22 protein-coding genes are annotated in these 22,650 nt (G+C 45.8%); 12 read left to right on the top strand and 10 right to left on the bottom strand.

The annotated features are described in order from the left end of the window. Positions 1-346: 346 nt before the first annotated feature. The 6 genes from DTO96_RS07545 to DTO96_RS07520 all read left to right on the top strand — a co-directional run bounded on the left by DTO96_RS07545 (position 347) and on the right by DTO96_RS07520 (position 8,343). Complete coding sequence (locus DTO96_RS07545) at positions 347-1,153, top strand: sulfite exporter TauE/SafE family protein (RefSeq protein ID WP_114562935.1); 807 nt, start codon at positions 347-349, stop codon at positions 1,151-1,153. After that, positions 1,150-3,453, top strand: a complete 2,304-nt coding sequence (locus DTO96_RS07540; protein ID WP_114562934.1) for a patatin-like phospholipase family protein — start codon at positions 1,150-1,152, stop codon at positions 3,451-3,453. The genes DTO96_RS07545 and DTO96_RS07540 overlap by 4 nt, the downstream gene beginning before the upstream one ends. Positions 3,454-3,477: 24 nt before the next feature. Next, the gene (locus DTO96_RS07535; protein WP_114562933.1) at positions 3,478-4,680 is read left to right on the top strand and encodes a YjgN family protein; all 1,203 of its coding nucleotides are present in this window, start codon (positions 3,478-3,480) and stop codon (positions 4,678-4,680) included. A gap of 52 nt (positions 4,681-4,732) precedes the next feature. Next, positions 4,733-5,815, top strand: coding sequence for a M48 family metallopeptidase (locus DTO96_RS07530; RefSeq protein ID WP_157964370.1), 1,083 nt, complete (start codon positions 4,733-4,735; stop codon positions 5,813-5,815). A 49-nt stretch (positions 5,816-5,864) separates the two neighbouring features. After that, positions 5,865-6,710, top strand: a complete 846-nt coding sequence (gene pyrF, locus DTO96_RS07525; RefSeq protein WP_114562931.1) for an orotidine-5'-phosphate decarboxylase — start codon at positions 5,865-5,867, stop codon at positions 6,708-6,710. A gap of 73 nt (positions 6,711-6,783) precedes the next feature. Then, entirely contained in the window at positions 6,784-8,343 is a 1,560-nt protein-coding gene (locus DTO96_RS07520) for a porin (RefSeq protein ID WP_114562930.1), read from the top strand. Between the two features lie 11 nt (positions 8,344-8,354). Here DTO96_RS07520 and DTO96_RS07515 read toward each other — a convergent pair whose 3' ends face one another. Beyond that, positions 8,355-9,092: a 2OG-Fe dioxygenase family protein gene (locus DTO96_RS07515; protein WP_114562929.1), complete on the bottom strand. Its 738-nt coding sequence runs from the start codon at positions 9,090-9,092 to the stop codon at positions 8,355-8,357. A gap of 258 nt (positions 9,093-9,350) precedes the next feature. Between DTO96_RS07515 and DTO96_RS07510 the strand changes: the two genes are divergently transcribed. Together DTO96_RS07510 and groL are read left to right on the top strand one after the other, a co-directional pair. Then, complete coding sequence (locus DTO96_RS07510) at positions 9,351-9,641, top strand: co-chaperone GroES (RefSeq protein WP_114562928.1); 291 nt, start codon at positions 9,351-9,353, stop codon at positions 9,639-9,641. Between the two features lie 260 nt (positions 9,642-9,901). Further along, positions 9,902-11,545 (top strand): chaperonin GroEL, encoded by a 1,644-nt coding sequence (groL, locus tag DTO96_RS07505; RefSeq protein ID WP_114562927.1) that lies wholly within the window; start codon positions 9,902-9,904, stop codon positions 11,543-11,545. 351 nt (positions 11,546-11,896) lie between these two features. On the opposite strand, the gene DTO96_RS07495 is transcribed toward groL, so the two are convergent. Continuing rightward, a complete protein-coding gene (locus DTO96_RS07495; RefSeq protein WP_114562925.1) occupies positions 11,897-12,778 on the bottom strand; it encodes a LysR family transcriptional regulator in 882 nt (293 codons plus the stop codon). 106 nt (positions 12,779-12,884) lie between these two features. Here DTO96_RS07495 and DTO96_RS07490 point away from each other — a divergent pair, with 106 nt between their 5' ends. Both DTO96_RS07490 and DTO96_RS07485 read left to right on the top strand, forming a co-directional pair. Further along, the gene (locus DTO96_RS07490) at positions 12,885-13,598 is read left to right on the top strand and encodes a pirin family protein (RefSeq protein WP_114562924.1); all 714 of its coding nucleotides are present in this window, start codon (positions 12,885-12,887) and stop codon (positions 13,596-13,598) included. Between the two features lie 104 nt (positions 13,599-13,702). Next, positions 13,703-14,302 (top strand): isochorismatase family protein, encoded by a 600-nt coding sequence (locus tag DTO96_RS07485; RefSeq protein ID WP_114562923.1) that lies wholly within the window; start codon positions 13,703-13,705, stop codon positions 14,300-14,302. Positions 14,303-14,542: 240 nt separating this feature from the next. On the opposite strand, the gene DTO96_RS07480 is transcribed toward DTO96_RS07485, so the two are convergent. From DTO96_RS07480 to apaG, 3 genes are all read right to left on the bottom strand, one after another. Then, complete coding sequence (locus DTO96_RS07480; RefSeq protein ID WP_114562922.1) at positions 14,543-14,833, bottom strand: hypothetical protein; 291 nt, start codon at positions 14,831-14,833, stop codon at positions 14,543-14,545. A gap of 252 nt (positions 14,834-15,085) precedes the next feature. Beyond that, complete coding sequence (gene arsC, locus DTO96_RS07475) at positions 15,086-15,475, bottom strand: arsenate reductase (glutaredoxin) (RefSeq protein WP_114562921.1); 390 nt, start codon at positions 15,473-15,475, stop codon at positions 15,086-15,088. Between the two features lie 28 nt (positions 15,476-15,503). Further along, positions 15,504-15,866 (bottom strand): Co2+/Mg2+ efflux facilitator ApaG/CorD, encoded by a 363-nt coding sequence (gene apaG, locus DTO96_RS07470; RefSeq protein WP_114563971.1) that lies wholly within the window; start codon positions 15,864-15,866, stop codon positions 15,504-15,506. A 215-nt stretch (positions 15,867-16,081) separates the two neighbouring features. Between apaG and rpe the strand changes: the two genes are divergently transcribed. Together rpe and gph are read left to right on the top strand one after the other, a co-directional pair. Next, positions 16,082-16,762 carry a ribulose-phosphate 3-epimerase gene (gene rpe, locus DTO96_RS07465; protein WP_114562920.1) on the top strand — a complete coding sequence of 227 codons (681 nt, stop codon included), beginning with the start codon at positions 16,082-16,084 and terminating at the stop codon, positions 16,760-16,762. Beyond that, on the top strand, positions 16,762-17,463 hold the full coding sequence (gene gph, locus DTO96_RS07460) for a phosphoglycolate phosphatase (protein WP_114562919.1): 702 nt from the start codon (positions 16,762-16,764) through the stop codon (positions 17,461-17,463). The genes rpe and gph overlap by 1 nt, the downstream gene beginning before the upstream one ends. A gap of 72 nt (positions 17,464-17,535) precedes the next feature. On the opposite strand, the gene DTO96_RS07455 is transcribed toward gph, so the two are convergent. The 5 genes from DTO96_RS07455 to DTO96_RS07435 all read right to left on the bottom strand — a co-directional run bounded on the left by DTO96_RS07455 (position 17,536) and on the right by DTO96_RS07435 (position 22,445). Then, a complete protein-coding gene (locus DTO96_RS07455) occupies positions 17,536-18,057 on the bottom strand; it encodes a hypothetical protein (protein WP_157964369.1) in 522 nt (173 codons plus the stop codon). Between the two features lie 336 nt (positions 18,058-18,393). Beyond that, positions 18,394-18,726, bottom strand: coding sequence for an ElaB/YgaM/YqjD family protein (locus DTO96_RS07450; protein ID WP_225972450.1), 333 nt, complete (start codon positions 18,724-18,726; stop codon positions 18,394-18,396). A 147-nt stretch (positions 18,727-18,873) separates the two neighbouring features. Then, positions 18,874-20,769, bottom strand: a complete 1,896-nt coding sequence (locus DTO96_RS07445; protein WP_114562917.1) for a potassium transporter Kup — start codon at positions 20,767-20,769, stop codon at positions 18,874-18,876. Between the two features lie 123 nt (positions 20,770-20,892). Further along, positions 20,893-21,381, bottom strand: coding sequence for a glutathione peroxidase (locus tag DTO96_RS07440; RefSeq protein ID WP_114562916.1), 489 nt, complete (start codon positions 21,379-21,381; stop codon positions 20,893-20,895). Positions 21,382-21,413: 32 nt separating this feature from the next. Next, positions 21,414-22,445 carry a type IV pilus twitching motility protein PilT gene (locus DTO96_RS07435; RefSeq protein WP_114562915.1) on the bottom strand — a complete coding sequence of 344 codons (1,032 nt, stop codon included), beginning with the start codon at positions 22,443-22,445 and terminating at the stop codon, positions 21,414-21,416. Positions 22,446-22,650: the final 205 nt, after the last annotated feature.

Below are 22,650 nucleotides of genomic sequence, written 5' to 3'. Positions count from 1 at the left end.
AATCAACCATTGGTTCTGATACAATGTCAACGTTTCCTGCGCCTTTCGCGATTTTACAGCCCTTACTCTTGACCCTATAAGCACTTATTAGCTACAAAATATCATCAAGCAGGCGTGAGCATCTCTCTGTCAGATGAACCCAATGTTTGATTGCTTGTAGCGCTCTTGAACCGCATGGTTCAAGAGTACGGCTAAACGATTGGTGCGGGAAATTTTTATTTCTACAGCATATTTCTATTTTTTCACACCCGCATCGAATGTATGATGATTTTGACCTGCGTTTTTCAGCTTAATTAAACGCGCCACCGACAATGATCGATGCGTGTTGCACTGGAACGAGGACAACATGGATTTGATTTGGCTCGCTTACCCTCTTTTGGGTTGCCTTGTGGGTTTTATGGCTGGCTTACTTGGTGTGGGCGGTGGTTTAATCACTGTACCGCTGCTCACTTGGATTTTACAAGCCCAAGGCTTCAGCCACCCCGATCTTCACAAAATCGCACTCGCGACCTCAACCGCCACCATTGCTTTCACCGCTTTTTCAAGCATGCGTTCACACGCTTCGCACAACAATGTGCGCTGGGATGTGGTCAAACATGTGGTTCCTGGCATCATGCTTGGTACGCTCGTTGGTGCTTATTTGGTTCACATCACCCCTGTTGCCCCCCTGCGCGCTGTATTTGTGGCCTTTGCTTTTTACACGGCTTACAGCATGCTCAACAACCGCCTACCTAAACCTTCTCGTACGTTACCTGGCAGCGCGGCATTGTTTGGGGTTGGTAATGCGACTGGCGCGCTTTCAACATTAATTTCAGCAGGCGGCGGCTTCATTTCTGTTCCATTTATGATATGGTGCAATGTGCCTGCACGCTTGGCCATTGGGACCTCTGCAGCACTGGGCTTTCCAATCGCTGTGTTTGCAGTTTTGGGTTATTTGATCACAGGCTGGTCAACTTCAGGCTTGCCTCCTTTGACATATGCTTACATCTACATACCAGCTGTATTGGGCATTGCATTGACCAGCGTGATCTTTGCACCCATCGGTGCGAAAGCCGCGCAACGGTGGAATGTGGCAACCCTTAAAAAGATTTTCGCTTGCATGCTCATTGGCTTGGGTTTACAAATGTTATATAAAATGGGATTAGCAACATGATGGGCAATCAAACCATTTGGAGTCGTTCAAGTATTTTAGGGCTATTGATTTTGGCTGGCTTTGCATCTGCCAATGCCCATGCCAAAGACAGCATCGCCCCGCCTCAGGCTGCCAAGGATTCAGAAATCACGGCGAATGCGACAAAAGAGACCCATGAAAAAATAGGTGTGGTTTTATCTGGCGGTGGCGCACGCGGTTTGGCGCACTTGGGGGTTTTAAAAGCACTTGAAGCCCAGCATGTTCCGATCGATTACATCGCGGGTACCAGCGCAGGCGCACTGATTGGTGGCATGTATGCCAGTGGCATGTCGATCGCACAAATTGAAAGTAAAATCAAAGACCTCGACCTCACAGCAGTCGCATTTGCCCCTCCCAATCGTAAAGAACTGCCTCAAACCACGCGCAATTTGGACTACAAAGGCAATGTCATTGTGGATGTCAGCGTGACCGAAGAAGGTAAAGTGGCATTGCCCGCAGCGGTTTCCAATGGGGCGAAAGTTGAGCAAGTACTGCGAGACATACTGAAAGATCATCCTTACAACATTGACTTTGACACACTGCCCATTCCTTTTAGAGCCGTTGCAGCTGACTTGGTCACAGGGAAAATGGTTGTGCTCAAACAAGGTCAATTGGCGAATGCGTTGCGAGCCAGCATGTCCATTCCTGCCGCATTCACTCCCGTCGAAATAGATGGCAAGCTCTTGGTTGATGGCATGATTGACCGCAATCTACCCGTTGACGTGGTCAAACACATGGGGGCTACGCGCATCATTGCCGTTGATGTCAGCAGCGGCTTACTGCCCAAAGATCAATTGAACAGTGTGATTGGCGTATCTGAACAAATGCTTAATCTGTTGGTCAAACGCAATATGGACGAGCAAATCGCCTTATTAACACCAAAAGATGTCTACATCAAACCCGCATTGGGTGACATCGGCAGCCTGGAGTTTCAAAGGGGGGCGGAAGCAGCAAAAATTGGCTTTGAAGCGACAGAAACACCCTCGATACAACGCCAACTTGCGCATTTATCGGTTCCATCTGCAACGTATGCAACACTTATGGCAAAGCATGCGCCACAAAAAGCCCCAAACATCAAAATTGATTTTATCCGTGTTCAAACCAATGGTTTGGCCAGCCCAGCAACGCTGCGCGCTGAAATCAGCATGAAAGAAGGACAAAACTTCGACATCAATGCGATTAACAACGACATCAATCGCTTAATGAGCTCTGGCCGCATTGGTTCGGTGGGTTATTCCATTGACAAAGTTGGTGATTACAATGAGTTGGTCTATAAAGTTGAAGAAAAAGATGTTGCAAAAAATGCCATTCGAGCCGGCGTTGAAGTTGCCAGCAATGGGTTATCAGACCAACAATTCACATTGCATTTATCACACCGTCGTGTGTGGCTCAACAGTTTTGGAGGGGAATGGCGTAATCACCTGACCTTTGGGAAAACAACCAGTGTTGATACGCAATTGAACCAACCACTCAGCCACAGTGGCAATGTCTATATTCGCCCCTATGCCCATGCATCCTATGAAAAGCACCCAGCCTACCTTACAAACAGCGACAACATCGGTGCGGAATATACCAGCAATCGCCAAAAGTATGGCTTTTTAATAGGCACACCCATTGGGCGCATAGGTGAATGGGGTGTTGGTTTGTCATATCGCCGTGCTCACCTGTACAGCAATACAGTTAATCCCTTACTCAACATCAGCTCATCGACATTCAGTCACACCACATTGGATGCACAAGTCACATTGGATCAACTGGATGATGTGTACATCCCAACCAAAGGTTATTTCTTACATGCCTTTGCCCATGTCACCCCCAACACATCTCAAAATGAGCGGCGCCACATGCAAGCGGGCTTCATTGGCCTGTATGCCATGAACAAAAAAGCCCATTCGCTTACTTTTACTTTGGAAGCTGCGGGTCAAAACAACAGCGGCAATGTCTATTTATCCCCTTTCACATTGGGGGGATATCAGCATTTATCGGGTTACGCCCAAGATCAATTTGTGGGCAATTATCGGGCATTCTCAAGCTTGACTTACCGTTATCGGACACCTCTGAGCATCTTGAATAACCCACTGATTGTCGGCGCATCACTTGAAGTTGGTAACACATGGGAGCATGCTTCAGACATCAACACTCGATTTTTGAAATACTCAGGCAGTGTTTTTGGTGCTTTGCGCACCCCCATTGGCCCTGCTCAGTTGGGCGTCGGTTTAACCCGAAGTGGTAATGCCCGTTTGTATTTCTTTTTGGGTAAAACCTTCACTGAAAACCCTTGAAAATATAAAGTCAAATAAAATCAAATGGATAATCAACATATTTCATCTGAAATCTCACCTGCTTTTGAAGTGCAAGGCCCCTCTCAAGCCACACCAGACCCTTTGGCCAATGAATCTTTACACAAAGCATTGGATGGTCAGCCCGATGATTGGGATGCCGTTCACCCAACGGCTGCAACACCGTTGCGTTTTAGCTTCTCTGGGCGCGGCAAGGATTATTTATCCTTGTGGTTGACCAATTGGATTTTAACCATTGTGACCCTTGGCATCTATTCAGCTTGGGCAAAAGTGCGCCGACTGCAGTATGTCCATCAAAACACCCAATTGGGTGGTTTTGCTTTTGGTTTTCATGGGGAGCCAAAAAAAATCTTGATTGGACGCATCATCGGCATCGGCTTGATTTTTATTTCAAATGCAACCAACATCTTTGGTGCAAAGTTGGCTGGGTTTTTCTCTTTGATGTTCATCATTGCATTTCCATGGCTCTATCGCTCTAGCATTCGTTTTTACACCCGAAATTCCAGCTACCGCAACGTACGCTTTCGATTCGTCGGCACAGCCAAAGCCATGTACAGCATTTACCTCAAGAGCGCCTTGATTGTCATTTTTACCGCTGGCTGGGCATTCCCCTACGTGGTTTATCGGTTACGCCGTTATCGCATTGAGCACTCTCGCTGGGGTAATAACGCCTTTCAATTCAGTAGTTCTGCTGGGGCATTTTTTGGGATTTATATTTTGAACATCGTAGTCACGGCTTTGGTGATGCTGGGTTTGATGGCCTTAGCATTCGCATCAAGCAGTTCATTGTTAAAAGGCCTCTCTAAAGAGATCAGCAATATAATGACACACCCCACTCAATCACAAATTTTAATTATGGCGGGGCTTTATCTTTTGTTCATTTACATGGTGTACGTGATTGGCCGTGTATTGACGCAAGACTTAATTTTCAAAGAATCATGGAACCACATCGCGATTGGCAAAAGTCGTTTTGCCTGTGACCTGTCGATTGTGCGCTTGTATTTCATTCGTTATGGCTGCTTTATCGCCAGCTTGTTGACCCTAGGGATTTTCATTCCATTCGCCCACATGATCATCACCAAACGACGCATCGAAAGCATCAGCGTCACCCCCTCGCATGATTTTGATGTGGCTCAAGCCACACTCGATGAAGACACCACACGTTCTGCAGAAGTGGCAGACATGTTCGACATCGACATCGGTTGGTAAATCCAACAGATCTTTTTAATTAAGGTTAATTAAGTTAAGGCGCATGACATTTATGGCACGCATTGAATTTTATGACGGCACGTCAGCACTCGCACATGAAGCGCAAGTCTCTGTTTACAATGGGAAACTCATCATTCGTGCCAATGGGCAAGCATACACCATCGAAGACCAAGACATCAGCCCGACGTTGTCGACACCAAATGGTCGACGCTTCATCAATTTGTCGAACAATATGGCGCTTGAATTTCATGACAACGCCGATGCCGAACGACTGCTGGACAGCTTAAACGTCCCCCATTTACGTCAAATGCGTTGGTTTGACCGCCATTATCGCACGTGGCCATTCATCGCTGGTGCACTGATGACTTTTGTCGGATTGGTCGCCCTGTTGTACTTTTTCGCATTGCCTGTGGTTGCCGAACGCATTGCAGACCGTATGCCCAGCCATTTGCTTGATGACATGAGTCAAGAAGCATTGACGCAAATGGAAGACAATGAAACACTTCAACCAAGCAAGCTAAGTAAAAAAAGACAATTGGCGCTTTTGACCCAATTCAATGCGCTCAAAAAACCAGACACCAAAGTGCCATTCAAACTGCATTTTTACAGCGCACCCGACATCGGCCCCAATGCTTTTGCACTCCCGTCTGGGGATGTGGTTTTGCTCGACGAACTGGTCAACCTTACCACTTCAGATGACCAAACCATGGGCGTACTCTCACATGAACTCGGCCATGTGGCCCACCGTCACACCATGCGCGGCATCATTCAAAACAGCATTGTCAGCTTTGCCGTCGCCTCTTGGTTGGGTGATTATGGCAGCACCTTGGTTAACTTGGGTGCATCTTCACTTTTTTCTGAAAAATACTCGCGTGATTTTGAGCGTGATGCTGACAATTATGCGATTAAAATGATGAGATTAAACAGCATCTCACCCGCCGTACTGGCAGATTTCTTTGTCATCATGGAACAAAAACACGAAACAAAAAAAACAGATGCGTCCAGTAAAGCCAACCCACCTTCAAAAGACAGCAGTAAAACGAGCAAATCAAATTTTAATTTAGGCGACTTGTTCGCCAACCACCCGCCGACAACGGAGCGCATTGACACCTTGCGCAAAGCGGCGACACAATAAAATAAAGCATCGATACTTACCACTCACATTTATTTAGAGGACGTTTATTATGATCACCCCGCGCCCCGCGTTCATGCAACAGCTCAACCAAGCTTGGCACACACAGAACTCACTGCTGTGCGTCGGTCTCGACCCCGACATTCAGATGATGCCTACACACTTGCAAGCCTTACCCATTGAACAAGCTATTTTTGAGTTTTGTAAAACCATCATTGACGCCACTGCACCCTATGCATGCAGCTTCAAACCACAAATCGCTTACTTTGCAGCCCACAGTGCCGAACATGTTCTACAAGATCTGATCGCTTACAGCCACACCCACCATCCGCACATCCCCGTCATTCTCGATGCCAAACGCGGTGACATTGGCTCCACCGCCACACAATATGCCATTGAAGCATTTGATCGCTACCAAGCCGATGCCGTCACAGTCAACCCATATATGGGCTTTGACTCCGTTGAACCCTATTTGAGTTACAGCAACAAAGGGGTCATTGTCCTGTGCCGCACCTCCAATGCAGGTGGCAGTGACTTACAATTCCTCAATGTCAGTGTCGATGACCACACACGGCCACTCTATCAACATGTCGCCCACCTCGTCGCAGACAAATGGAACACCAATGGTCAATGTGCCCTTGTTGTTGGCGCCACCTTCCCAAATGAAGTGAAACTCGTACGGGATTTGGTTGGTGATATGCCTTTATTGATCCCAGGCATTGGCGCGCAAGGCGGGGATTTGAACGCCACCTTAAAAGCAGGCTTAACTGAAAATGGCACAGGTGTGATGATCAACTCATCACGTGGCATCATTTATGCTTCTAAAGGTGAAGACTTCGCGCAAGCCGCCACAGTTGCGGCGCAGGGGCTTGTGCAGGCGATGAATGCGTTGAGATAAGACCATTCTCCTTCCCCCTTTGTGCTAGAATCCGCCCTTGATCAAACAATAATAAACACATCTAAAGGGCGAAATGATAAAAGGTACAGGGGTAGCATTCATATTTATCACTTATTCCAGCTTAACACATGCCGCATCAAGCATCGAACTGTATGGTTCGATGCAAATTGCGTATGAGGCTCAAAGCAAATACCTTGATTTATTAGACAATGGCGGTTTACAGCGTTTATGGAAAGCACAACGCGCTGAAAGAAATCGCCTTTCATCATCTGGCATCATTTCAGATTTAGATGCCGTTGTCGCCGCAGCTCATAAATTAAATGATGACTTTCAAATTGATGAGCAACGTGCCGACATCCAGAAACTAATCGATGCCATCAAAGACATCAACATTCTACAAGCGATCAAAAATGGCGGCAAGGATGTGAGTCAAAGCAGCATAGATGCGCTCATTGATGCTGCAAAGGCCATCGACAAAAACAGCCTATGGACATCTGAGGACAAAGATGATTTAAAAAATTTGATCGATGCAGCAAAAAAAATCAAAGTGAAACACTTTATTGAAACAGAGCGCAAAGCACTTAAACATGTCCTCGCTCTCGAGCGCATGGTTAAGTTTAAGCAAAAATCTGAAGGTGACTCTTATGTTGGCATCAAAATCAAAGAAGATCTCGGCCATCAAACCTCAGCTTTTGCACAATTAGAAATGGGTTTTAGTGCAAACAATGGCGTTCTTTACACAGGAAGCCGTGACAATGGGGGCATCACCCCCAAATACAACCACAACAAATCATTGGTGGGACTCCGCTTTCAAAACGACATGGGGCAACATCAACTGTATTTTGGCCGCTCAAATACACCATTTGACAGGTTGGATAACAGCGTGGGCAAATTACATGCCAAATTTGACACAGATATGAATCAAACATTGCTGGGTGGCTTGTGGAGCAACGGTGCTTTTTATGATTTTAATAATAAAAACATCCAATTCATGGCTGCCAGAACAACCCGAGCAGGTGTCATGGGAAACACTTACGAAGGCTCTCAAAATCCAAAACGCAAAGCTTCTTTTGGTTTGGCCACTCGATACACTGCATCTAACGGTTATCTTGGCGCAGGTTGGCAAAAGCAGTATTTTTCAGCCGATGAGATTTGGGGAATTTTAGGGGATTTACGTGATTCGAAACTCATAAGATTGACGGGTTTAGGCGATACACTTGTCCCACCATTGCTTAATAATGAGTGGAAAGTGATGGGTTCTTACTCATGGCGAAATTTAACCTTAAGCGGTTCTTTCGCCCAAGGAAAAATCAGTTACTCACCCAAAATTTATCTCAACCACCACACCGCACAAGCTTCATTGGCACTAAACATCACACCAATTGACACTTTATTTGCCAACTATGGCATACAAAAATTTAAAACGTTTACTTACAAAAACAGCAACGCCACACTTAAAATTGACAAACTGGGTCTTGGATATGTTCATCATTTTGGACATCACACCCAAATATTTACCAATTTAATGGTCGAGCGAGCGCAAGGCAAGCTGACGATCAAGAACAAAACTTATGCACGTTTTAATCGCATTTTCGGTGCGGCAGCCGACATTGGGCTTTCTCATCAATTTTAACCACTTCAATCCTACACACCTTGAAACCCACCACGCCTAAAAGTTAATACCAAAGTATCCCGATGACCCGCCCCATCCAACGGCTGAATCGGGGTCGACTCATGGATGACTTTTTCATCATCTAAAAACAACAATGTCCACGGTTCGATTAAGGTGAAACGTTGTCCATTTGGCCCATCTGACTCAAATACACGGGTTTCTCCGCCTTTGATGCCCTCACGCCCAACCACCAACACAGCCACAAAATCAACGCCATCACGGTGCGCACCTTCAGGTGTGGGGCGTCCGATGCCATCGGTGGTGTCAATGCGAAATTGATGAGCCTCAATGAACCATGGCTGCTCACCTTTTAATGATGAGCATTGCTTTGCCAAAATCCGCAGCACATTTTGCCATGCAGGATTCGCAATCACAGCAGGCTCAATGGGCTCAAACATGCGCTCCATGCCACCATGCAAAGCGTTATAAGCCAAAGGCTGCCAATGCGCACGATGCGGCACTTGCATCACTTGATCGGCCTCGGCAATGAAACAAGAATGGCGGCGACGGCGATAGCGTCCGCCATCCTTTAAATAATGATCGGGGGGTAAATCATTCCAACTGGCCACCAATGCACTTAAATTGTGGCCCGTTTCATCACTTGCCCACTGGTTCACATCAGTTGCGGCAATGACCGCATAGCCATGGTGTTGAATCGCATGGATGAATTGTTCTGTCTCAGTCGTTGGTGGGGAAATTAGAAAGGTCATAAGAGAAGTCGATTAAAAGAATGCATCCATTGTACGAGGGTGCATCCAATGACGCAAATGACTTTCACAGTGGTATGCCTGAAAAGAATAAATTGGATGTGAAAAGATTCCGCCTTTCCCCTTGAAATATATGGATAAAGCCATCATAATTAGCAGTCTAGGGACGTGAGTGCTAAAACGGTACTTTTTGGAAAATAGAACGTCCAACAACGCCCTAACATTTTGATTTTATTGTTCTTAAACTGATAGGAGTTATCCATGAACATTCGTCCATTGCACGACCGCGTGATTGTTAAACGTGTTGACGCGGAGCGCACGACCGCTTCGGGCATCGTCATCCCTGAAAGCGCGACTGAAAAGCCAGATCAAGGTGAAGTCATCGCTGTCGGTCCAGGCAAACGCAACGACCAAGGCGTACAACAAGCCCTTGACGTTAAAGTTGGTGATCGCGTGTTGTTCGGTAAATATGCAGGCCAAACTGTAAAAATCGACGGTGACGAAGTGCTCGTCATGCGCGAAGAAGACATCATGGGCGTGGTTCAAAACTAAGGTTTTGTCACATCCAAATCAATTTAATTAAATTTATTCATACAGTTAACAGCGTCATTTAAAGAAAACTTTTCGAGCGTCAATCGCGTGTCGGTTTCATTCGTGCTTGACCCCCACACCCTTATTACAACCAACGTGACGGGTAAAGATTGCTTAAATCAACACAGTGTGTGACAAATGCTGGGGCTTTCAAAAAAGACACCGTTAATTAACATGAGTATTGTATTAAATGCATCAAACATTCATTTGAGGAACTCAAAATGCCAGCAAAACAAGTATTATTCGGCGACATCGCCCGTGCAAAAATGGTCGAAGGCGTTAACATTCTCGCCGACGCAGTTAAAGTTACTTTAGGCCCTAAAGGCCGTAACGTTGTATTAGAACGCAGCTTCGGCGGCCCTACTGTCACCAAAGACGGCGTGTCTGTTGCTAAAGAAGTCGAACTCAAAGACAAATTCCAAAACATGGGTGCGCAAATGGTTAAAGAAGTGGCTTCACGCACTTCTGACAACGCAGGTGACGGCACAACCACTGCGACCGTTTTGGCACAATCAGTGGTTCGCGAAGGCATGAAATACGTTGCCGCAGGCATGAACCCAATGGATTTGAAACGTGGCATTGATAAAGCAACCATCGCCGCCATCGAAGAATTGAAAAAACTGTCACAACCAACAACTTCTAACAAAGAAATCGCCCAAGTCGGCACGATTTCTGCCAACTCTGACGACTCAATCGGCAACATCATTGCTGAAGCAATGGCCAAAGTCGGCAAAGAAGGCGTGATCACTGTTGAAGACGGCAAATCATTGCAAAATGAACTCGACGTGGTTGAAGGCATGCAATTTGACCGTGGCTACTTGTCACCTTACTTCATCAACAACGCTGAAAAACAAGTGGTTGAACTCGACTCTCCATTCGTTTTGTTGTTTGACAAAAAAATCTCTAACATCCGTGATTTGCTCCCAACTTTGGAACAAGTGGCTAAATCTGGCCGTCCATTGTTGATCGTTGCAGAAGACGTTGACGGTGAAGCATTGGCCACTTTGGTGGTGAATAACATCCGTGGCATTTTGAAAACTGCTGCCGTTAAAGCCCCAGGTTTCGGTGACCGCCGCAAAGCCATGTTAGAAGACATCGCCATCCTCACGGGCGGCACAGTGATCGCTGAAGAAACAGGTTTGACTTTGGAACAAGTGACTTTAGAACATTTGGGTCAAGCCAAACGTGTTGAAATCGCTAAAGAGAACACAATCATCATCGATGGCGCAGGTCAAACAGCGAACATCGAAGCCCGCGTAAAACAAATCCGCGCACAAATCGAAGAATCAACATCTGACTATGATCGCGAAAAATTGCAAGAACGTGTTGCTAAACTCGCTGGTGGCGTTGCCGTGATTAAAGTCGGTGCAGCGACTGAAGTCGAAATGAAAGAGAAAAAAGCGCGCGTTGAAGACGCATTGCATGCAACCCGTGCAGCGGTTGAAGAAGGCATCGTGCCTGGTGGTGGCGTTGCCCTCCTCCGCGCCCGTGCAGCGATCAGTGGTTTGACTGGCGTCAATGCCGATCAAAACGCTGGTATCCAAATCGTTCTGCGTGCGATGGAAGAGCCATTGCGTCAAATCGTTCAAAATGCAGGTGAGGAAGCCTCTGTGGTCGTGAACCGCGTCATCGCTGAAACAGGTAACTTCGGTTACAACGCTTCAACGGGTGAATACGGCGACATGGTGGCAATGGGCGTTCTCGACCCAACCAAAGTCACGCGCACAGCATTGCAAAATGCAGCATCGGTTGCTGGCTTGATCTTGACCACCGATTGCATGATCGCTGAAATCCCAGAAGACAAACCTGCTATGCCTGATATGGGTGGCATGGGCGGTATGGGTGGTATGGGCGGCATGATGTAATGTGTCAAAAAAAGCAAACCTTTGCTTTTTTTGGTTTGAGCTGCACATTGAATTGAGGCCTCAGTTCAATGTGCAACAAAAAAACCTACAAAAATCCCCAGTCGAAAGGCTGGGGATTTTTCACATCAGGTCAATTAAATAAGGTACAGAATGCTCATTTCAATCCATCCTCAATAAACTGCGCTGCCCAATTTGATGAAAACCACACCGATTCCGCCATACTTGTACTTGACACGACCTCTCACAGCGCAGGAGATTGGAGGCAAGCCCGTAATGACTCATCGGATGAATCGGATGATTTAGGTTTCGATTATCACCCCAATCTGAAATAACTCGATTCACAAACAAAATCTATGCTGGCTGTGCCGCTAAATGCAACCGTAAAAACTCAATAAAACGCAACACTTTAGCTGGCAAAAGACGTGTCTCTGTTAAGGCATACACTGGGATAGACGCACCTCGCCACTCAGGCAACACCTGTTGCAGCAAACCATGCGCCACATCATCGGCCGCTATGCCTGCGGGCAGAATGGCAACACCCATACCCAATGCTGCAAAGCGTCGAACCATGCCCATGCTATTGAGCATAAAACGACTGCTCACAGCAACATGATGACTTTGCGTGTCATCATGCAGCAACCATGTATTGGCTTTTAGCATGTACAAACACTCGTGATGCGACAGATCAGCGGGCTGCTTTGGCTCACCTTTTTGCTCAATATAATCAGGTGAAGCGTAAATATGGGTGGATAAGGAAGCAAGTGGCCTCGCAATTAACAACGAATCAACAGGTTCACCCATGCGAATCGCCACATCAAATGGCTCACCGACTAAATCTACATTGCGTGGACTGGCGTTTAAATCAAAATCAATCAAAGGAAACTGTCTGGCAAACTCGGCAATCAATGGTGCCAAATAGGTCACCGAAAAATCAACGGGCAGCGAAACACGCAGCACACCGCTTGGCTGAGCGAGCATATCACCCAATTGCTCATGCGCCAGCCGAGCCTCTTCAACAATTCGTTTACACCGCTCAAAATAAACCTGTCCTGCTTCTGTTAACTCAATTTTTCGCGTCGTTCGATGTAACAGCCGTAAACCAATGGCCTTTTCTAATGCACTGATGCGCCGTGACAAGGTTGAGCTGGGCATGCCCAACACCTCTGCTGCGCGACGAAAATTCATTGCTTTGACCACCTCGACAAATAAGCCCATGTCATTCAATTGCTTCATTTTTATTGCTCCAAAAATGCATTAGTCAAGTCCATTTTACCCCATTTATCCCAAATCAATTCAAGCGTATGATTTCAATCATCGAAACAAACCTTAGGAGTACACCATGATCACCGCTCAATTACAAACCATGAGCCGAGGCCATAACTTTCGTGCCCATGCATTGCGCAGTGGCAGCATGGCACCTTTTCTAGGTGTGGATCATGCTTGGATGAGTGCACCGACGTTCCCCATGCACCAGCATGTGGGGCTGTCAGCAGTGTCTTATGTATTTGAAGACACACAAACCCCAATAAACAACCAAGACTCATTGGGCAACCACAACCTCATTCACGCGGGCGGCTTGCATTGGGCAGCGGCTGGTCGCGGTATACGCCATCAAGAAGACCCTTTAGAAATCGGTAAAACCGTGCACCAATTACAAATCTTTGTTGATTTGGCTGATGAGAAAAAAAGCGATGCGCCTTTTGTCCTAAGCCTTGATGCAAAAGACATCCCCGTTGTCAAACAAAATGGTGTGCGTGTGCGTGTCCCCTTGGGCAGTTATGGCTCAGCGCACTCACCACTGACACCACCAACTGAAGTCAATCTGTTTGATATTTCGCTGGATGACGGGGCGGTGTTGATTGTACCGATTGCAGCAGGACACAATGCTTTTGTTATGCCCATTGTTGGTACAGTCACCATCAATGGGGCAATTTTTGAATCCAATCAAAGTGCAATACCCATTTTTGCCGCACAGAATGAAGCGCACACCATTGAACTTCACACTCAACATGGCAAGGCGCAAATAGTGGTATTTAGTGGCGCACCCATTTAATCCAAACACCCCATACCATACTTAACTTATTTTGACCCCCTGAGGTGGGCTACCTCAAAGCAACTTCAACTTTAAATTTTAAGTTTTTAACTCAAGGAAACATCATGAACTACTTTAACGCCGATGACACCGCCCTGCTATTGATTGACCATCAGGTCGGCACCATGCAACTCATCAAAAACATTGACCGTGAATTCGCAGCCAAGCAGTCGATTGCGCTTGCCAAAATGGCCAAAATCCTCAACATGCCTGTCGTCATCACATCAAGTCAAGAAGAAAATGCCCAAGGTCCAATTTTGCCAGAGATTGCAAAAATTTTGCCTGAAGCACACGCAGCGCGAGTTAAACGACCTGGTGTGGTCAACGCATGGGCATACGCTGACTTTCGCAATGCCGTGCTCGCCACAGGCCGTAAAAATTTGATTATGGCTGGCGTCACCACCGACGTGTGCCTGATTTTCCCCGCAATTGATGCAGCACTCGAAGGTTTTAATGTGCAAGCCGTGATGGATGCATCGGGTTCACCAAGTGATTTGTCTGAGGAGTTTTCACGCCAGCGCATGCGCGATGCAGGCGTGGTGCTCACAGCAACCAACACGCTGATGGCAGAAATTGCAAAAGACTGGTCTACGCCAGCGGGTCAACAATTGATCACACTGTTGTTCACCGATGTGTTTCCTGCTTTGGGTGCCAGCATTGCTTAAAGCATGTGAACAAAACAGTCATGTAAAAAACCTCCGAAACGGAGGTTTTTATGGTGGGATGATATTCACGCTTTTTCCGCGATTCAAACATTAACTTCGAACAGCCACGAAGAGTGACACGTTCTTTTGTCATTTTTCGCTCATGATATGCGCTCATAATGACCCATTGTTTAAGCCATTAGACAAGCAACACATTAAACCGTTTGTTTTATGCTGGCATTCATATTGAGATTCCACGGATTAACGATGAGATCCCCAATCTTGATTGCCCCACTCATTTCCTCGAGCATAGCCTGCATTGTACCCACCGTGTGAACGTTGATTGTGATGTGACCGACCAAAATCCCTGCGATCATGTGATTCAAATTGCACATTGTCACGATGTGGATGATAAGCCCCATCACCAATCACAAACACATCAGGGATACTGATCGTCGGGCCGCTGACTGCAACACGTGGAGGTGTAACGGTGCAAGCTGTAGTGAGAAGGGCTAATGCGCCGAATAAGGCAATATGCGCTGTTTTTTTCATAATGAACTCCCAGATTGAATGAATCCAAACACCGCAAGCAATGGTGGTTAAAGTAAAATCCACTCATCAAGCAAGAAACTTTGTAAATGGTGTTTGTTTTAACTCAATGCTCGAATGGTTCATTTGGTGGACAGCCATCCAACAAAAAAATGCTTTGCTTTGTTTGGTTTTGCTTTCGTGTACAAAGAAACATTATAAAAATACAACAATCGTTTTCTTCATCTCACGGTCTCTGGGTATTTGATCAGCAGTTCACTTGGGTAAAATTTCCAACACCCTGTCTGCTGGCCTGCACAATCGTGTGCCATGTGTCGTCACCACAATCGGCCGCTCAATAAGAATGGGATGCTCAACCATGATATCAACCCATTCATCTTCGTTCAAAGCTGCATTTGCTAAATTCAGCTCAAGGTATAAATCCCCTTTTGTGCGCACCAAATCACGCGCACAGATGCCCATGTCAGCGATCAGCTGAGTCAATTCAGTTCGAGATGGGGGTGTTTCAAGATAAAGCACAATTTCTGGCTCAATGCCTGCTTGACGAATAAGCTCAAGGGTATTGCGCGATGTACCGCACTTGGGATTGTGATAAATGCTAACGGTGGTGGTATTCGATGTGTGTGTTGAATCGGTGTGCTTCATTTTAAAAACAATTAAAAAATTAAAAAACTCAATGAACGGTGTTTGGAGCAGTCAGTAAAAATTGAGAAATATCCACAATAAACTGTGCGCCCGTTTCGTCGACGCAATAATATTCACCATGCATTCGACCAAACGGTGTGGATAAAGGACAGCTGCTGCTGTATTCAAAGCTTTCACCCGCCGCAATTTTTGGTTGAACCCCAACCACACCATCACCGCGAACTTCGCGGGTGGTGCCGAAACCATCGGTGATCACCCAGTGGCGGCTTAGTAATTGCGCTGATTTTTGACCCACGTTGGTGATTTGAACGGTGTAAACGAAGACATACACATCATTGGCGGGATCTGAATGCTCCGGCCAAAATGCAGTATCAACTTTAATTTTAAACATGAGACCCACCTCCAAAAGCCAAGCCATTGACTCAATCTTAATTTATTTAGTTTGATTTCGATGCAGCCTGACAGGCACCGATTTTATTGTAGCATGCTTTGTGGGTGCCCGCCTCCGATTAAAACACCTTGCCAGCTCGGCTCCCCTTCGCATCTAATCAAAAAAAGCCTTCAAAGCATAGTAAAATACGGCATTCAATTTAACTGAGGATCACCATGACCTTTCGCATTTCCCCTTCCCTGCTTTCTGCCGATTTTGCTAAATTGGGTGAAGAAGTCACCAACGTATTGGCAGCAGGTGCCGATTGGATTCACTTTGATGTGATGGACAATCACTATGTACCCAATTTGACTTTTGGACCCATGATTTTAGAAGCAATTAAACCGTATGCAGGCAATGCCATGATGGATGTGCATTTAATGGTCGAGCCAGTGGATGCGTTGATCAGCAGTTTTGCCAAAGCTGGCGCTGACATGATTACGTTTCATCCAGAAGCATCGCGTCACGTTGATCGCAGCTTGGGTTTAATTAAAGATTTAGGTTGTAAGGCGGGCTTGGTGCTCAACCCAGCCACGCCACTGAACATTCTTGATCACGTGATGGACAAACTTGACATGATTTTATTGATGTCGGTCAATCCTGGGTTTGGTGGTCAATCATTCATTCCTGAAACGCTCAACAAAACACGGGCAGCCCGCGAGCGCATTGATGCGCACGTGGCTGCAGGCGGCCAAAATATTTTATTGGAAATTGATGGTGGTGTGAAAATTGATAACATTCGTGAAATCGCTCAAGCAGGTGCGGATACATTTGTAGCAGGCTCAGCCATTTTCAATGCCCCTGATTACAAGGCTGTCATCGATCAGATGCGTGCAGAACTGGCACAAGTCAAATAATGACACACACCGAGCACATCCCCACAGCACACCCACAAATCAAAGCCATCTTGTTTGACCTTGACGGCACTTTGCTTGATACAGCACCTGATTTGGTGGCTGCGGTCAATGCCTTGCGTGGTGAATACAATTTACCCCCTCTGTCATTTGATACGGCATTGTCCATGGTGGGGAAAGGTGCTCATAATTTAATTCAACGCGCATTGACGCATGAGCAACCACTGACATTTGATACAGACATCGCTTATGCCCATTTTGCAGCGCATTATCACCGCATCAACGGTGATGCAACACGTGAGTACAAAGGGGTGAGTGAGGTGTTGCACGCTTTGCACGCACAAGGTCATCGCCTTGGCATCGTCACAAATAAACCCACTGAATTCACACTGCCGTTGATTCAACAGTTTGGCTGGTCGGGTTTATTCAGCAGTGTGGTTTGTGGAGACACCTTAACTGTTCGAAAACCACTGCCTGAGCCTCTGCTTCATGCCCTTTCAGAAATGAACAGCTCAGTGGAGTCCGCACTGATGGTGGGGGATTCCATGAATGACGCATTGGCCGCTCAAGCCGCTGAATGTGCTTGCGTCATCTTAGATTACGGCTACAACGAAGGTCAACCCGTGCGCGAGGCTTTAAAAAAATGGCCTCACATCCCTGTGCACTCGGACTTTGCCTCTGCCTTACACTCATTTTTACCTTGATCATTTAAAATCGCCGTCGAAACGGCGATTTTTTTAAGAGCATCAACATTGCTCACAAACTTATTCGCTTATTCAGTTGCGAAATGAAATTGAAAACACGCCATGACCATTGTTTTGATTCCAACCATCATGTTGACGCTCTTGGGCATGTTGAGCAAATTGTTGAGCTCGCCAACGGCGATAAGCATAAACTTCATGGCGATTCATGTGAGGTTGAGCATTGCTCCAGTAAAACTGTGTGCCAACTGGCACGCCGAATCGATGGTCATCGTATGAATCATGGTTCATTTGAACCTGTTGGTCAGCACCCCCTTGCATTTGTACAGCGCGTTCATGTGCCCAACGATCATGGGAGGGGTACTCATCGCGTGCTTGAGTGTGTGCCGTTTCCATGCGCTCCATCCCAATTCGAGCCCTTTCTTCTCGGCTCAGCGAGCGATGCGATACATCCTGATAATCCACTGTTGACGGAATCAACGGCTGAATGGACTGATTGCTGCTGTTGTGATTCCACCCCCATGGGGTTTGTGCAAAGGCACCAGCAGAACCCCCCATCACCACAGCCAACACAGCCACTTTAATTCGTTTCATCATAAACTCCTTTTTAAGCGAGAGAGAAATGCCCTCGCTATCTAAAATGAAGCAAGACACCATTGGTTGACGAACCTCAATAAAAAAACCCACACGATGATGCAGGTTCTGTGACGGTTCGTTAATGACTTAGAATGTAAAACAAGCCTTCGTGTAACGAAGGCTTGGAATCCAGTCTAAATTTTCCAACAGGCTTTTCAAGTCAAATAACCTCTTAAAATACACCACACTTTGTGATCTCTTTATGATTTATCGAAACAAGTGGAGAAAAATACCAAACATCAATCAAGGTAAAAATAGACTGGGTAAAAGTAAATTGTTTACTTTCACTGTATTTTTTTATGATTTTTCAAGTGCAGGTGGGGTAATGTCTTTTTCCGCAGCAATCATTTTGTCATCGCCTTTAAGCATGGCACCGAGCAACAACCCCAAACCTGCTGCCATGCCAACGGCTTTCCAAGGATTTTCCTTAACAAACTCCTCTGTTGCTGCACCCGCCTCTTTCGCCTTTTGCACCGCTTGATCTTGCAACACACTGGTTTGAGCCTTGACTTGCTCCAATAATGCCATCGCCTTTTCACGTAGCTCTGCGGCCTGTACCCCACTTGTGCCTGCGGCTTGACGCAAGAGATCCTCAGCTTGCGCTAAAATGCTTTTCACTTCATTCATCATTCACCTCACAAAATTCAGTTGAAACCATTGTGCAAAATTGCGGCTTATTATGACTCAAAAAAATATTCACTGCATGTCATGCCCAATATTTTTCATTGAAGGCCATTATAAAAAAGCCACTGCAAAATACAGTGGCTTTTTTATGTGTTAAATCTCGACCTGAGTCCCCATTTCCACGACACGATTGGGTGGAATTTTGAAGTAATCCGTGGCACGCACCGAATTACGCATCATCAAAGCGAACATTTTTTCACGCCACAAAGCCATGCCTTTTAATTTGCTTGGAATCACGGTTTCACGGTTGAGGAAGAAAGAAGTGTCCATCATCTCCATGATCAAATTTTTCTTGGCACATAAGGCCATGATGCCTTCCATGGTTGGCTCTTCTTTAAAACCATAATGCGCATTGACCACAAAAGCAGAATCACCAATTGTTTGGATCTCCAGTTTATTTTCGTCTTTGATGTAAGGTACATCTTCTGTGTGAACCCCCAAGAAAACGATGCGCTCATGCAAAATTCGATTGTGCTTAAGGTTGTGCAACAGTGAATTGGGCACATTGTTCAAATCACTGTGCATGAACATTGCAGTGCCTTCAACACGCACAGGCGGATGTGCCAATAAGCTTTCCATAAAAGGCACAAGTGGTAAATTGACCCCCTCTGTGCGCTCGTGAACAAGCTCTTTACCACGTTTCCACGTCATTAACAAAGTGAAAATGGCCAAGCCAATTGATGCAGGGAACCAGCCCCCCTCAAGGAATTTAACTGCAGTCGCCGAAAAGAAGGTCAGGCTCACCGTGATTAAAAAAGCAAAAACAGCCAAAGACAAAGCACGGTTCCATTTCCACACCGTGAACATCACCACCAACAACAAAATGTCATCAATCGTCATGGTGGTCACCACTGCAAAGCCATAGGCTGAAGCCAAATTGCTTGAGCTTTTGAACAAGACGATTAAAATCATCACCAATGCCCACAACAACCAATTGATGAATGGCAAATAAATCTGGCCTTTTTCTTGTTCATTGGTGTGAACAATTTTTAAACGAGGACAATAACCCAATTTAATTGCGGCACTGGTCAAAGAGAATGCGCCTGAAATCACCGCTTGAGATGCGATCACCGATGCCAAAGCCGACAAAACCACCAAAGGCAAAGTACCCCAAGCTGGAGCCATCATAAAGAATGGATTTTCTTTGGTCGCATTGTCAGCCAAAATCATCGCACCTTGACCAAAATAGTTCAACATCAAACCAGGCCACACCACGAAATACCATGCATACACAATTGGCTTTCGACCGAAATGCCCCATATCCGCATATAAAGCTTCGCCCCCCGTCAGTACGAGCAAAACCGAACCAAATACCAAGAAACCGTGAATCCCATTGTGGGTTGCAAAATACAAAGCATGGTATGGGTTTAATGCATGCAAAATGGTTGGATTGGCAATGATGTGAGAAACCCCCATTGCGCCCAACACACCGAACCACAGCAGCATGATCGGCCCAAACAACACACCAATGGTCGCTGTACCCCGTTTTTGAATCACAAACAAACCCGTCAAAATGACCGCAGAAATGGCCAAAATGAGGTGATCATCGATCGATGGAATCGCCACTTGTAAACCTTCGACAGCAGACAACACCGAAATCGCTGGTGTGATCACCGAATCACCATAAAACAAAGAAGCCCCCAACATGCCCAACACAATAATCCATTTGTACTTATTGTGATCTTTACCACGCAAAGTCAATGACATGAGAGATAAAATCCCCCCTTCCCCATTATTGTCTGCACGCATGATCAAGCTGACGTATTTGAAACTGATGACAATTGCGGAAGACCAAAACAGCAACGACAACAGGCCTAAAATTGTGGCCTCATTCATGACCAAGCCATAATGCGCTGCAAAACTTTCTTTCATCGCATACACAGGACTGGTACCGATGTCGCCAAAGACAATGCCAAGTGCTGCCAAAGCAAGCGCATGCATGGCCTGCTTGGCATGGTCATCGTGCTGTATATCATTTGAGTTTTGCATAAAAAACCTCTGCTAATTAAAAAAATATAAAAATAGATTATTACAAGCGAATCACAAGTAAATCACTTGTAATTCAATAGGATAAACCGCTTAATTAAAGCGGTTTATGTGATTTATTATGAATTATTTCTGCGTCAAAGCCATTTCGATCTGTTCAACCATAGACAAAGGGCTCGTCGATGGCGAAAAACGCTGCACCGTGACACCATCACGCCCCACCAAAAACTTAGTGAAATTCCATTTGATGCGCTCAGTCCCCAGAATTCCAGGTGCTTTGGCTTTTAGATCTTTCCATAAAGGTTCAGCATCATCGCCATTGACATTGATTTTTCTCATAATGGGAAAGGTCACGTGAAAGTTTTTATCGCAAAACTCACCAATTTCAGCCCCATCACCTTTTTCTTGCGCACCAAACTGGTTGCATGGAAAAGCAATAACGCGCAACCCTTGATCGGCATATTGCTCATACAGGGTTTGCAATTCAGCGTATTGCGGAGTAAAACCACAAGCACTGGCGGTATTCACAATCAACATGACCTCACCGGCGTATTGTGACAACTCAAAGGGTTCGTCGATCAAGTTTTTAACTGTAAAATCAGTGATTTTTTTCATATTTTTGGCTTTTATTTTAGAATTCAACCCCATCAACTCGCCCACACTGGCATGGCTTCAGCCACGAGACGCATATCCAATAATTTTTGATAGTGTTGGTTAAAGGTGAACATTTGATGCGCAGCACTGGTCTGCATCACTGCTGGTAATTGATTTTCTTTGGCTTCTTTAATTAAATTTTTGACAGCAGCATTGGCTGTCAAAACTTCGTATGTGGCAATTCTACCTTGTTTATTCACATTTGTGTTGCAACGCACCAATCGTTGAGCAACCACGCCAATCAGCACACTCGACAGCACATTGCGAACAAAAGACTTATTTTCTGATGGAAAGACATCAATTAAACGAGAAATGGCTTCAACCGCACTCGCACTGTGCAAGGTTGCAATCACTAAATGCCCCGTTTCAGCTGCACGCAGAGCCAATTCAATACTGACCAAATCGCGCAACTCACCTACGACAATCGCATCGGGGTCACGACGCAACACATCCCTCAAAGCCGTCGAAAAACTGCCCACTTGATTGCCCACTTCCGATTGATGAATCAAGCATTTATCACTTGAAAAACGATATTCAATCGGATCTTCCAAAGTCACCACATGCGCTTCATCTTGTTGATTCACATGGGCAATCCAGCTGGCCATGGTGGTGGACTTACCACTCCCTGTTGCACCTGTAATCAAGACCAAACCATGCCTAAATGGTTTGAGTTTTTCCAAAAACTCAGGTGCGCCCAGCTCTGCCAAACTCGGTGCTTGTTTTGGCAATAAACGCACCGCAACAGCAATACCATCCGTTGTCATGTAGGCGGTCAAACGCACGCGTATACCGCAACCTTGATCGAATAGAGCAAAATCGACCTGTTCACCACTCGACCAAATCTCATGCTGAGCTGTGGTAAATTGAGCCATAAGCCAAGTATTCAATTCATTGTGAGAAAGAATTGGCACAGCCAAAACTTTCAATCGGCCTGCGACTCGCACCCGAATCGGTGCGTCAGCACACACGTGCACATCACTGGCATGCTCCAATTGAGCGGCACTTAAAATAGCACTAAAATTCATGAACATCGCTTTGTTAATTGCAAAGCAATCCTGCTTTGCGCTTGTTTAAGGTTAGATATTTTGAGCAAAAAACAAGCGTAATGCCGTTTTTTATAAAACAGCTTCATTGTTTTAGATCAAGCCATTGACAACATTGATCCATTTCACTATAAAGTATTTTGAGGATGTGAAAAGCACAGGCACATGCTATGCTTACATCCTTGAT

It is taken from the genome of Ephemeroptericola cinctiostellae, from assembly GCF_003339525.1.
In the GTDB taxonomy this organism is placed as follows: domain Bacteria; phylum Pseudomonadota; class Gammaproteobacteria; order Burkholderiales; family Burkholderiaceae; genus Hydromonas; species Hydromonas cinctiostellae.
The sequence above is the reverse complement of the archived record's forward strand: the minus strand, read 5'-3'. Positions and strand labels throughout refer to the sequence as shown.